The following is a 12,595-nucleotide window of genomic DNA, read 5'->3' on the forward strand; positions in this document are numbered from 1 at the left end:
CATCGACGCGCTGACGCGGTCGAAATGCGCTACGCCGCTACGCCGCGGCATTAAATATAAAACATATAAATCAAAAACTTACTTACCGCTGTTATCCTACTCGACCTGAGGACCTCACGATGAACAACCATCTTCACCTCAGCACTATTAAGAAAATGAACCTGCGCATCATGCCTTTTATCATGGTGCTTTATCTGATCGCCTATATCGACCGCGCCAATATCTCGGTCGCCGCGCTGCAAATGAACGCCGATTTAGCGATGACCGCCGAAATGTACGGCATCGCAGCCGGTATTTTCTATGTCACTTACATCATTTTTGAGGTGCCGAGCAATGTGCTGATGACGCGCGTCGGCGCACGCCGCTGGATCGCGCGCATCATGGTGAGCTGGGGCATTATCGCTGCCGGCATGAGCCTGGTGCAGACGCCAACGCAGCTCTACGTGATGCGCTTTTTGCTTGGGGCGGCGGAGGCTGGCTTTACGCCCGGCATCATTTTTTACCTGAGCTGCTGGTACCCGCGCAGCGACCGCGCCCGCGCGATGTCGCTGTTTTATATCGGCGCGGCGCTGGCGTCGGTCATCGGGCTGCCGCTCTCCGGCAGCCTGCTTAATCTGCACGGTATGCTGGGCGTCGAAGGCTGGCGCTGGCTCTTTCTGCTGGAGGGCATCCCGGCGTTTGTGCTGGGGGTTGTCACCTGGTTTTATCTGGACGATGCGCCAGCCAGGGCGCGCTGGCTGACGGCAGAGCAGCGCAGTTATCTGCAGCAGACGCTGGCGCGCGACGAGCAGCATTCGGCGCTCAACGATCACGACTGGCGCGTAGCGTTGAAAAGCAGGCGCGTCTGGACGCTCAGCCTGCTGTGGCTGCTGCAGGCTTTCGGCACCATCGGCATTACGCTGTTTTTGCCGCTGATTGTGAAAGCCGTGGCGGCGGATCGCAGCAACCTGACCGTTAGCCTGCTGTCGGCGGTGCCTTTCCTGTTCGCCTGCATTTTTATGTATCTTAACGGACGACATTCCGATCGCACCGGCGAACGGGCACGCCATCTCGGCCTGCCGCTGATGGCGTCGGGTATGCTGCTGCTGGCGGCGCTGGCGGTACCGCAACAATGGATGGCCTACCTGTTGCTGGTATTGATGGTGGGTCTGAACTGGGCGATCACCCCGGTCTTCTGGGCGGTCACCACCGAAACGGTATCCGGCGTGGCGGGCGCGGCGTCGGTGGCGCTGATTAATGCGGTGGCAAATATTGCCGGGCTGGGTTTTCCGCCGGTGATGGGACGTATTAAAGACGCCACCAGCAGCTATAACGACGGTCTGCTGATTGTGGCAGGCGCGCTTATCCTCGGCGGCGTGCTGGGGCTGTTCGTCGGGCGTAAACGGTCGATTGAGGGCACCGCCGCGTCGCTGCCGCAGACAAAATCAAAGCTGCATCTTTAACGCTTTTGGCGTAGCGTGTGGGGCAACATTTTTAGTCAGGTTGCCCTATGCGCGAAAAACAGATCACCTTCAGCCCGCGACATCATCAGCTTACCAACAGCAACGTCTGGACCGCCGACAGCCTGTGGCTGGCTTTCGACGTTCGACCGTCGGGCGCCTCCTTTACCAGCGAGACCATTGAACGCGTCAATGTAGAGACCGGCGCGGTTGAGGTGCTTTATCAGGCAACCGACGGCGCGCATGTGGGCGTCGTGACCGTCAGCCCGGATCTGCCGCCGCGCTATCTCTGCATTCATGGACCGGAACATCCTGACGAAACGTGGCATTACGATTTTCATCACCGGCGCGGTGTGATTGTGCAAAACGGCCAGGCGCAGAATCTCGACGCCTGCGATATCACGCCGCCCTTTACGCCCGGCGCGCTGCGCGGCGGCTCGCATGTGCATCTCTACAGCCCTGACGGCTCGCGCATCAGCTTTACCTACAACGATCATGTGATGCATGAAAAAGACCTGAAAGAGGATCTGCGCAACGTCGGCGTTGCGGTGCCGCTGCGCGCGGTCGCGCCGGTCAGGCAGCATCCCCGCGAATATAGCGGCAGCCACTTCAGCGTGTTGATCAGCCGCACTACCGCGACGCCGCGTCCGGGCAGCGACGAGATTAATCGCGCATATGAAGAGGGCTGGATCGGCGCGCGCGGCTATCAGAAGCCGGACGGCAGCTGGCAGCGATGGGCTATCGCCTTTATCGGTGACACGCTCTCCGCCGCCGGTGAAAAACAGCCGGAGGTCTTTGTCGTCGATCTGCCGGAGGCGCTGGAAGATTACGCCATGCCGGGCGACGAACCGCTGGAGGGAACGGAAAGCCGCCTGCCGGCACCGCCCGCTGGCGTGCGGCAGCGTCGCCTGACCTTTACGCGCGGGCTGGCTCAGCAGCCGCGCCACTGGCTACGCAGCGCGCCTGACGGCAGCGCCATCGCCTTTTTAATGGCGGATGAGCAAGAGGTGGTTCAGCTCTGGACGGTGTCGCCCAATGGGGGCGCGCCGCGACAGGTGACGCGGCTGACGCATTCGGTGCAGTCGGCATTTAGCTGGCATCCTCAGGGCGCCGCCGTCGCCTTTATCAGCGATAACCAGATTATGCGCTGCGATATCAGCAGCGGCGCCTGCCAGCCGCTGACCGCCCGCAGCGAACAGCCGCCGAGCGGCGACGCGGTCGTCTGGTCGCCGGACGGAGAAAAGATCGCCTTTATGCGTGAGGTCGATGGCTGGCGACAGCTCTTTACTGTGCTGGCCTGACCGCTGGATAGGGCGCGGCCTGCGCCAGATTCTCCTGCGTGTGGTTCAGCTTTTCGCTCTGAAGGATGCGCTCTCGCGGGGAGTCGATCGATTTGTCTTCGTCGCTGCGCGCGTAATCCCAGGGCAGCAGCAGCGTATCCAGTACGGCGGAGAAGGGCAGATCGATCAGCGCCAGCGGTTTAAGCACCCAGCTGCTGTGATCGTCAACCAGAATATCAGCGCTGGCGCGCGTGCCCGGATAGTAGCCCTGACTCGGGCCGGTATGTGACATTACGCTGGAGCACCCGGTAAGGGTAAAGGTGCAGCAGGCCAGCGCGCCTGCCAGAGGAAATGCTTTTAATAATTTCATCTTCATCGTCCCTTCAACTGTGGCGTTCGCCCCGGCTGAGTTAGCTTATCCGTTAACATCCTCACTCTACGGCGAGGTGCGTTATGTCAGACGAAAGGTCCCCTGAGTGTATGCCACTTCAGCAGAATGGCGAAAAAAATTGCGATTCGCCTCTTGAAAGCGGATTGGGCATACCCATTTTTAAGCTACGGACGCACTCGCTGTCGCCGACAGGGACATCGGGGCGCCGCACAACCTGTCCATGGTGGAAGGTTGCCAAAACTTGCTGAATATCAGGAGTCATTCCATGCGTAATTTTGATCTTGCTCCCCTTTATCGCTCTGCTATCGGTTTTGATCGCTTGTTTAACCTGCTGGAATCCAACCAGAACCAGAGCAATGGTGGTTATCCTCCATACAACGTTGAACTGGTTAGCGAAAACCACTATCGCATCACTATTGCGGTGGCGGGCTTTGCCCAGAACGAACTGGATATTACCGCTCACGACAACGTACTGATCGTACGCGGCGCCCATCCTGAAGAGCAGACCGAGCGTAAATATCTCTATCAGGGGATTGCCGAACGCAACTTCGAGCGCAAATTCCAGCTGGCTGACCACATTGTGGTTCGCGACGCACGCCTGGAAAATGGCCTGTTGAGCATCGATCTGGAACGTATCGTCCCTGAAGAGGCGAAACCGCGCCGGATTGAAATCCTAAACTAATCAGCATCAACGAGAAAAAAACGCCGCTTCTGCGGCGTTTTTGTTTTTCATACTCAGTGCGACAGATGCCAGGCACGCCATTATGGATGGGTGCGCATCGCCAGGCGCTGGCTTATCAGGCCGCCAAAGACATTGACCAGCAAGCCGAAGATAATCACCGCCGCGCCCAGCATCTGCTGCGCCGAAAGCCGTTCGTCCAGCACCAGCGCGGCGCTGAGAATGCCGACGACCGGCACCAGCAGCGACAGCGGCGCCACGCGCCAGGTTTCATAGCGGCTAAGCAGGTTGCCCCAGATGGCGTAGCCGACGATGGTGGCGATAAAGGCAAGATAGATCAGCGCCAGTACGGTTTGCAGCGAGATGTGCGTCAGGCTAAAGAAAATAGCGCTTTCGCCTTCGAAGTACCATGAGCAGGCGAAAAAGGGCAGCACCGGCACCAGCGCGCTCCAGACCACCAGCGACATCACCGGCACCTTGCGGTTGCGCAGAATGATCTTATTGGTGATATTGCCCAGCCCCCACGATAGCGCCGCCGCCAGCGTCAGCATCATGGTCGTCAGCGTGATGCCCGCAGCCGACTGACCCTCCATGCCCGCCGTCGCCAGCATAAACATCCCCAGCGTCGCGATCAGCACGCCTGCGATATGGTTCCAGCGCAGCTTTTCCGCCAGCAGCAGCGCGCCCAGCAAAAGCGTGAAAAACGCCTGCGCCTGCAGCACCAGCGAGGCGAGCCCGGCAGGCATGCCGAGCTTGATGGCAAGAAACAGAAAAGCGAACTGGCCAAAGCTGATGGTCATACCGTAAACCACCAGCCAGCGCAGCGGAATGGCGGGGCGAGAGACAAAAAAGATCGCCGGAAACGCCACCAGGGTAAAGCGCAAACCCGCCAGCAAAAAAGGCGGCATGCCTTGTAAGCCGAGCTTAATCACCACGAAATTGACGCCCCACGCCACCACAACGCAGAGCGCCAGCAACATATCTTTGGCTGACATAACCTTTCCTCTGCCTTCAGGCGCTAACCGCTACCGGCGTGGCGATATCGGCATAGCAGTCTTCACCTACAATATGGCGATAGTCATCTGCATTAAGGGCGATCGATTTTTCCAGCGCGCCAGCGTTAAACCACAGCGTGCCGACGTCGCGCAGACGCGTATCGACGCGCAGTGCCAGCCGGTCATCAAAACTAAACGGTGGCACCGCGCCCATCACGCACTCGGTCAGCGACTGCGCCATCTCAGGCGCAGCGAAGCTCGACTTTTTACCGCCGATAGCGCGCGCCGCGCTTTTGAAATTGATTTTGCAGTCGCCCGGCACAATCGCCAGCAGGAAGCGCGATCCGCCGCCTTCCGGCATCGTGACTTCCAGCACCATCGCCTTCGCCGCCTGGTTAAGCGCATTGCCGCGCAGCGCGCTGATGGTGTCGGTCTGGCCGATCGCCTCATGCTCCACTACGCGATAATCCGCCTTATGCCGATCCAGCAGTGCGGTAATTTTTGAAAAGGTCGTCATCTGTTCTCCTCGTTTTGCAAGGCTGCGCGTCGTCGGGCGTCAGCTCCACGCAATCGCGTGTTTCATTTTTTTATCGGTCAGGCCGAAAAAGAAGCCCATGGTTATGCGGGTATCGCCCTCGACGCGATCGATTTCATGGTAAAAGGCGGGATTAAACAGGTAGATATCGCCGCTGCGCGGCGAGAATTCGCAGGTTTCGCTCTGCGCCACCACGCCGCTCTGGTAGCCCAGCTCGCCTGGCGTTTTGAAACGTTCATCTTCCGGTGCCCATTTTTTATTGAAAATGCGCAGCTCGCCGCCCGCGTTGCACTCCTGCAGGCAGACCACGCAGCTGAGCTGGTGCAGGATCTGCGTCACCGCCAGACCGGTGTCGGCAGCGTCACGCACGATATTGTCGTTGTGCAGCGGATTGGCGACGCCGTTGGCATGGAAGCGCACAATCGATCCGGCGTAGTCGCCCAGCTCCGGCTCATGGGCGGTTTTCAGGCTCTCCAGCTTCAGCGCGTGGCGCACCCACTCATAGATTTGCAGGCGCAGTGCGGCGAGAGAGGGTGGCAGCGCAGGCTCAATGTCGCGCCATTCGGTAAAATAGTTTTCCGGTGCGGCCGTATGTTTCGCCAGATAAGGGCCGAGCGTAGTCAACGCGCCGTTGGGATAGTGCGAAACGCGGATCTTCTCGCGGCAGCGCTGCAAATCTGTTACCACCTCCTGACGCTCCTCATCGGTCAGGAAGTTGCGTAGCACCAGCAGCGGCACGCGCGCCGTGACAATGTCGTCCAGCCAGGTTCTCTCTACATACATGCTGGGATTGATCACGCGTATCTGATTAAAAATGGCCATGATGTTTACTCCCCCAAAGGAATTTCGCGTAGTTCATGGTTAGCCATGCGTCGCCAGCTGGCGGCGTCGCCCAGTGTTGGAACAGGTTCAGATGAAATATAGGTGCAGCGCTCATGCTGCAGTGCGTGCAGCGTAAAATAGTGTGGGTAGGGTGTATCCTGCGGATGCCACTGCCACGCCCATGCGCGTTCACGCGTGACGAAAATCGCATTGCCCGCGCTACCGCCCGGCTCGACCTGAGCCAGCTTGTCGCGCAGGTAGTCGCGCGTAAAGTCGGCGGGGGTAATGCGATCCACCAGATATTCCAGATATTCCGCGGAGTCGAAGCGGGACGCCGCCATGCCGAGGTGAGCGTAAACCTTAGGCATAAAGCCGTTATGCATCATGTACCAGCGCGTACCTGCGCTGTCGCGCAGCAGCGGATGGGAGAACTCCAGCCCCTGGTTTGTACTCAGCGTGGCGTGGCGCACATGCACCGCCAGAAAACGTCCTTTGATACGATCGACATCAATATCGGGCAGCGCGTCGGCAAAAGGGCCGCTGCCGCGCAGCGTACGGATCTCGCCCTCTTCCAGCCATAAACATCCCCAGCCGTTAGGGTGCTCTTTAATCGGGCCATCATGACAGGCGGTTTCCCCGCAGCTCATGGCGCGTGCCGCGTCCAGTACCTGCGCCACGTTGAATTCGCCCTGCGCCAGAATCATTCTGCACACAATAAATTTCCTTCTGAGAGTAGAGATGTCGCGCGTACCAGGTTGTTAAAGACGGCAAGAATATCGTCACGACCGTCGGCGGCCAGGCGCAGCGTGCCGAGAATGCCCGCATGGCGCGTTAAATCAGCATAGAGCGACGAGCGCCGTGAGACCTGCAAACCGGGAAAGGTCAGCGGCGGCAGCAGCGCGCCCTGATGATGTTCCGCAATCCAGCTTTCCGCCTGGCGGAGCTGAGCAGGCTGGCGCAGCCGCAGCTGGCCAACGGCGCGCGGCGGCGCGGCGAAGCGCAGCGCGGGCATCTCGCCGCCCGCTTCAAGCCGAAACGCGATCTCTACCCAGTTGATGCCGGTCGCCTCCTCAACCAGATTCACTACGCCCATGCCGGAAAGGCGAAAACCCATTTCAAGAAAATGCGGCACGCCATCCACCACGATAAAATCGATATGAAAGGCGCCGAGCCGGTAGTCGAAGGTTTCACAGCAGAGCCTCATCAGGCTGGCGAACGCGGGCGGCAGCGGCTCGGCGGCGACGGCGACGTGGCCGGATTCGTAAAAGCTGATCCCGCCCTGCGCGTCGCGATGCCGCTCAATCACTTTCTGGCAGCAGGTCAGGGCGTACGGATGACCTTCATGCACCACGCCCTGCAGCGAATATTCGTCGCCGTCCAGCCAGCTCTCAACGATAAACCCGCTAAAGCTGCGGCCGCCGTAATTCATCGTCTCTTCCAGATTCTGCACGATGCCGGCAAGCCGCTCGGGCGCTTCCACCAGCCAGATCCCCAGCCCGCCGCCGCTGTCCACCGGCTTGATAACACAGGGATAGATCAAGGCCTGGTGGGCATCGAGAATGCTGAGCGGCGAGGCGAAAAAGCGAAACTCCGGCTGCGGAAAGCGCGGCCAGGCTTTTTTCAGCGCCATCCGCTGGGCATATTTATCCAGCGGGATAAAGGTGCGCGGCGCATCGGGCCCGGCCAGAATTTCCCGCACCCGACCGGCGCTGGCGTTGTAAGCCTCGAACCCGGCCAGCACCACGCGCGGATGCTCCAGCAGACCGGCGTGCAGACAGGCCTGCAGCACTTCCCAGGCATTTTCCGGACGATCGAGGCGAAGAATTAGATCAAACGGCAGCGTCAGGCTGAGCGACTGGTAGTCGATAAAATCGCTCATCTCCGCCAGCACGGTAAAGTAGCCGTCGCGCTTCGCCACTTCGCAGTAGGGATTCTGGCCGTCGCGCGTGGCGCCTATTTGCAGGAAGACCTTTCTCATCGCTTCGCCTTACCGGGATCAGCGCCCGGAAATCACTTCGGTCACGGTATCCTGCAGGACGCCGTGGTTAACCTGAATCACCGCCTTGTGCGGATCGAAGCGCAGAACGCGCGACAGCGGATCGGCGCTTTTGCCCTCCAGCAGCGAACTCACCTGGCTGCTGCGCCAGCAGTGGCGCATCTGGGCGAGATCCAGGCCGGAGAGCTGGTTCAGCTGCTGCGTCAGCGCCGCGTCGTCGCGCTCGCCGGAGAGTAGCTGGCGAATCGCCGTTTCATCCAGCGCGATCCGCTGCTGCGTCAGCCAGTTGTGCAGCTGGTTGCCCTGGGCGATAAAGGGGGAGTAGATCATGCAAATCAGTTGGGTCTCATCGAGGCCGAACGCCTCAGCGGCAAAGCGCGCCGCGCGCTGGCGCTGCTGTTCGATAGCCTCGTCATCCTGATAGCGCGCCGCCATCTCGGCGATCAGCGGCTGCGGAAAATCTTTCTGCGCCATCAGCCCCAGCGCAAAGCGCACATATTCGCGGATGCCTTCAGCATAGCTGCGCTGCAGCAGCGTTTCCGCGCGCAGACCGCGAATATGCGCCATCAGCGTCGGGTTGCCGCAGTCCGATTCGGAAAAGCTGAACATCAGCGCGTCGAAGCGAAAGCGCATAAAGTCATTGAGCAACGCCCAGTGCGCGCCAGCTTCGTAAGCGGTGTCCTGATAGATATTGAAGAACAGCGGGTTACGCGTCAGCTGATGCATGATGCGGCGCGCGGGCGTGACGCCCTCTTCGCCGTGAATGGCAGCCGAGTAGCGATCGGCCACGCCGTCGAGCGTCTGTAGAAAGCCGCGAAAGCCCTGATCTTTTTCCGCCGTCGGCGCGTTAAACAGGCGGGAAAGGTGGCGCGCCCAAGCGACATAGGCGGTCTGCTCCTGCGGCGAGTCGCCGGTGATAATCAGGTCCACGCCGCCGTTATAGTGCGCCGCCAGGCCGAACGAATTCACCATGCTGAGGTTGCAGGCGTTGCAGAAGGTCGAGCGCGCGTCGGCGCGAAAGCGGTGGCCGTTCATCAGCACATCGCTGCGGTTTTGCTGGCGCACTGCCTCAGGCAGGGGAAGATGACGTTCAAAAGGGCGGATCTGCTGGCCATCGACGATCAGACTCTCTACGAAGGCGTCATGGTGAATAGCCAGCGCGTGGTAAACGCGGTCGATATTCTCCATCACGCTGTCGCTCATGGCGGCGTGGCGGTTGGTGCTGATGCGCAGGCGAAAGGTGTCGCCGCGCTGCTGCCAGATTAATCCCTGAATATAGCGCACATAGGCCACCATATAGCTGCTGTCTTTACCGCCGCCGTAGGCGAGCAGAATGCGGTTGCGCGAGAGATGCTCGCTATCAGGCAGCGCGGCAAGCAGGCGATGAGAGCACCGTTTAGCGGAATCGATGATTGCGGGCGTCAGATAGCCTTCAATTTCTCTCATCATGGTGGACAGATTATTCATTTCTCGCGTTTTCCTTTGGCTGATAAACTCGGTTAAATGCACGTAACCCGGTGATTTCATGAAAAACAGGCCATTAAGCGGTGTAGCAATGAATGCCTGAACTGAGACGGTCGTCAGGGAACCTGGCGCAGAGAACGGAATGGTTTTGCGTCATAAATAATTAAGAGATGCAGCCTAAAGTACTTTGAATGTACTCTCTTGAATACGCACAGATCAGTACGATATGGGGTGGAACAGATGCCCGGTGAAACGGACGAGCAGGAGAGTCAGAGCAGTCGTTACCGCCAGATAGCCGAGCAGATCAAGCAGGCTATTCGCAGCGGCTCGCTGCTGCCCGACAGCCGGTTGCCCTCAGTGCGCACGCTGGCTACGCAGTACAGCGTCAGCCTGACGACCGCGCTAAAAACGTTACGCACGCTGGAGGATGAGCGCTTTGCGGTGGCGAAACCGAAATCGGGCTTTTTCGTTGCGGCGCGCCTGACGCATAAAGAGGCGCAGCCGTCGCAGTTAGCGCAGCCGCGCCTGGTCGCGCCGCTGGATGAACAGACGGAGATGCATCTGGCGATCCTCGGCTCGGAGTGCCGCGTTCGTCTCGATCTGGCGAACGGCGACAGCTCGCTCTATCCGGTAAAAAAAATCGGGCTGCTGATGCGCCAGATGGGATACAGCAAACCGGCGCTGCTGGGCACGACGGTTAAAGGCACCGGTTACCTGCCGCTGAAGCATGAGATCGCGCGCCGCGCGGTGGAGTACGGCTGTAATATCAGCGCTGACGATATTCTGATCACCAACGGCTGTATTGAGGCGGTATCGCTGTCGCTGCGGGCAACGCTCAAGCCTGGCGACGTAGTGGCGGTGGAGTCACCCTGCTACTTCGTGCTGCTGCAGATGCTGCATAATCTCAACCTGCGCGTCATCGAAGTAGAGGCCGGGCCAGAAGGTTATGTCGACGTCGAAAAGCTTACTGCGCTGTTTCGTCGTAAAGCGGTACAGGCCTTTCTCACCATCAGCAACGTCAACAATCCGCTCGGTAAATCGATTCCCAACGAGCAGAAAGCCTATATCGCTCGTCAGGCCGATGAGAATGATGTGGTTATCGTTGAAGATGATATTTTCGGCGACACCGCCTTCGGCGAACGGCGTCCCTTTCCGATGCGCGCGTTTAGCCCCAACGCCATCCTGTGCAGCGGCTTTTCTAAAACCATCGCGCCCGGCATTCGCATTGGCTGGGTACACAGCGTCAACTACATGCGCAAGATCGCTTCGCTGAAATATACCTCGACCATGGGCACCTCGACGCTGTCGCAGGCGGCGATCGCCGAACTGCTGCGCAGCGGCGGCTATGATGCCCATCTGCGCAAGTTGCGGCGCGAGCTGGCCGGACAGATCCAGAAGATGCGGCAGTCGCTGCTGAGCGAATTCCCGGCGGGCACGCGCGTCTCAGAACCGGAAGGGGGCTATGTGTTGTGGGTAGAGATGCCGCATCGGGCGCTGAACGTGCGCGCGCTGTTTCTCAAGGCGCGTAACGCCGGCATCGGTATCGCGCCGGGCCATATTTTCGCTACCGATCACCGCTACGACCACTGTTTCCGGCTTAACGCCGGGTTTGGCTGGAATAAAGAAGTCGAGCAGGCGATCCGCCAGCTGGCGCAGTGGTGTCGGGAGTCGCTGGTGGAAACGGAAGAGTAGTAAGCTCCGGTCAGGCCGGAGCTTATTCAGGGCAGCCGATCACACCTGCTCCGCAAACGCCTTTTCTACCTCTTCCGCCAGAATCTGCACCGCGCGCTCGATGGTCTCGGCGTCCGGCACATAGTTCATGCGCATGCACTGGTGCGTGTGCGGCCACGCCTGCTCCAGGCCGGGGAAGAAAAAGTGGCCCGGCACCATTAATACGCCGCGCGCCTTCAGCCGCTGGTAGAGCGCCTCGGTGCTGATCGGCAGATCGCGGAACCAGAGCCAGAGGAAAATCGCGCCTTCCGGTTTATGGATCAGGCAGCGTTCTTCCGACAGATAGCGGCGAAGAATCGCGATCGTCTGCGTCACTTTCGCCTGATAGAAGGGCTTAATCACCTCTTCCGACAATCGCAGCAGGTCGCCGCGCTGGATCATCTCGGCGGCGATAGCGGGGCCAATGCTGCCGGGTGCCAGGCTGATAATGCCGTTCATATTGCTGATGGCACCGATAGTCTTTTCGTCGGCGACGATAATGCCGCAGCGTGCGCCGGGCAGACCGAGCTTCGACAGGCTCATGCAGAGAATAATATTGGGATTCCACAGCGGGCGCGCTTCGCTGAAGATAATGCCGGGGAAAGGCACGCCGTAGGCGTTGTCGATCAGCAGCGGCACATCATGCTGCTGCGCCAGCGCGTCAAGCTGCATCAGCTCGTCGTCGGTCACTACGTTGCCGGTCGGATTGGTCGGGCGCGACACGCAGATCAGGCCGATGTCGTCATGCATCGGCAGATGTTCGAAATCGACGTGATATTTAAACTGTCCTTCCGGCAGCAGCTCAATATTGGGTTTCGCGGAAACGAACAACCCTTCATCCAGGCCGGCATCGGCGTAACCCAGATATTCAGGCGCCAGCGGAAAGAGCACGCGCTTTTTGCTGCCGTCGGCGCGGCGACCGGCGAACAGATTAAACAGATAGAAAAAGGCGCTCTGGCTGCCGTTGGTCAGGGCGATGTTCTGTGCGGTTACCGGCCAGCCTAATTCGCTGCTGAGCAGCGTCGCCAACGCATTCAGCAGCGTGGCTTTGCCGCGCGGGCCGTCATAGTTGCAGAGCGCTTCGCTCAGCTTGCCCTCGTCATGCATCTGCTGCAGCAGCTGCTGAAAATAGGCATTCATCGCCGGGATCTGCGCCGGATTGCCGCCGCCGAGCATAATGGTGCCGGGCGTGCGCAGGCCTGCGCCCATATCTTCCATCAGACGTGAGATGCCGGTGTGCTGGGTAAACTTGTCGCCGAACTGAGAAAAAGCCATATAGAAGTT

Annotated in this window: 12 protein-coding genes; 4 read left to right on the plus strand and 8 right to left on the minus strand. The window is 59.6% G+C overall.

The genetic code is table 11. From position 1 onward, the window contains the following. The first annotated feature begins 119 nt into the window (after nt 1-119). Together D7S44_RS19605 and D7S44_RS19610 are read left to right on the plus strand one after the other, a co-directional pair. A complete protein-coding gene (locus tag D7S44_RS19605) occupies nt 120-1,442 on the plus strand; it encodes an MFS transporter (RefSeq protein WP_120457737.1) in 1,323 nt (440 codons plus the stop codon). Nucleotides 1,443-1,489: 47 nt separating this feature from the next. Then, nucleotides 1,490-2,740, plus strand: coding sequence for a YidR family protein (locus D7S44_RS19610; protein WP_120457739.1), 1,251 nt, complete (start codon nt 1,490-1,492; stop codon nt 2,738-2,740). Here the strand turns inward: D7S44_RS19610 and D7S44_RS19615 are convergent. Next, nucleotides 2,724-3,089, minus strand: a complete 366-nt coding sequence (locus D7S44_RS19615) for a YceK/YidQ family lipoprotein (protein ID WP_120457741.1) — start codon at nt 3,087-3,089, stop codon at nt 2,724-2,726. The two genes, D7S44_RS19610 and D7S44_RS19615, sit on opposite strands and share 17 nt — an antisense overlap. A 286-nt stretch (nt 3,090-3,375) precedes the next feature. On the opposite strand from D7S44_RS19615, the gene ibpA reads away from it, so the two are divergent. After that, complete coding sequence (ibpA, locus tag D7S44_RS19620) at nt 3,376-3,792, plus strand: small heat shock chaperone IbpA (protein WP_033755460.1); 417 nt, start codon at nt 3,376-3,378, stop codon at nt 3,790-3,792. 80 nt (nt 3,793-3,872) lie between these two features. Here ibpA and D7S44_RS19625 read toward each other — a convergent pair whose 3' ends face one another. Genes D7S44_RS19625 through D7S44_RS19650 form a run of 6 tightly spaced genes read right to left on the minus strand, consistent with a single transcriptional unit; the run spans nt 3,873 to nt 9,604 of the window. Continuing rightward, nucleotides 3,873-4,784 (minus strand): EamA family transporter, encoded by a 912-nt coding sequence (locus D7S44_RS19625; RefSeq protein ID WP_120457743.1) that lies wholly within the window; start codon nt 4,782-4,784, stop codon nt 3,873-3,875. Between the two features lie 16 nt (nt 4,785-4,800). Beyond that, nucleotides 4,801-5,301 carry a YbaK/EbsC family protein gene (locus D7S44_RS19630; RefSeq protein ID WP_120457745.1) on the minus strand — a complete coding sequence of 167 codons (501 nt, stop codon included), beginning with the start codon at nt 5,299-5,301 and terminating at the stop codon, nt 4,801-4,803. A gap of 39 nt (nt 5,302-5,340) precedes the next feature. Next, nucleotides 5,341-6,141: a 2OG-Fe(II)-dependent halogenase WelO5 family protein gene (locus D7S44_RS19635; RefSeq protein WP_120457747.1), complete on the minus strand. Its 801-nt coding sequence runs from the start codon at nt 6,139-6,141 to the stop codon at nt 5,341-5,343. 5 nt (nt 6,142-6,146) lie between these two features. After that, the gene (locus D7S44_RS19640; RefSeq protein ID WP_120457749.1) at nt 6,147-6,845 is read right to left on the minus strand and encodes a class II glutamine amidotransferase; all 699 of its coding nucleotides are present in this window, start codon (nt 6,843-6,845) and stop codon (nt 6,147-6,149) included. After that, nucleotides 6,842-8,119, minus strand: coding sequence for an ATP-grasp domain-containing protein (locus D7S44_RS19645; protein WP_120457751.1), 1,278 nt, complete (start codon nt 8,117-8,119; stop codon nt 6,842-6,844). The genes D7S44_RS19640 and D7S44_RS19645 overlap by 4 nt, the downstream gene beginning before the upstream one ends. Before the next feature lie 18 nt (nt 8,120-8,137). After that, nucleotides 8,138-9,604 carry a hypothetical protein gene (locus tag D7S44_RS19650; RefSeq protein ID WP_120457753.1) on the minus strand — a complete coding sequence of 489 codons (1,467 nt, stop codon included), beginning with the start codon at nt 9,602-9,604 and terminating at the stop codon, nt 8,138-8,140. Nucleotides 9,605-9,841: 237 nt separating this feature from the next. On the opposite strand from D7S44_RS19650, the gene D7S44_RS19655 reads away from it, so the two are divergent. Then, the gene (locus tag D7S44_RS19655; RefSeq protein WP_120457755.1) at nt 9,842-11,293 is read left to right on the plus strand and encodes an aminotransferase-like domain-containing protein; all 1,452 of its coding nucleotides are present in this window, start codon (nt 9,842-9,844) and stop codon (nt 11,291-11,293) included. A gap of 39 nt (nt 11,294-11,332) precedes the next feature. On the opposite strand, the gene D7S44_RS19660 is transcribed toward D7S44_RS19655, so the two are convergent. Beyond that, on the minus strand, nt 11,333-12,586 hold the full coding sequence (locus D7S44_RS19660) for a valine--pyruvate transaminase (RefSeq protein WP_120457848.1): 1,254 nt from the start codon (nt 12,584-12,586) through the stop codon (nt 11,333-11,335). Nucleotides 12,587-12,595 lie beyond the last annotated feature (9 nt).

Source organism: Pantoea piersonii, assembly GCF_003612015.1.
In the GTDB taxonomy this organism is placed as follows: Bacteria; Pseudomonadota; Gammaproteobacteria; order Enterobacterales; family Enterobacteriaceae; genus Pantoea; species Pantoea piersonii.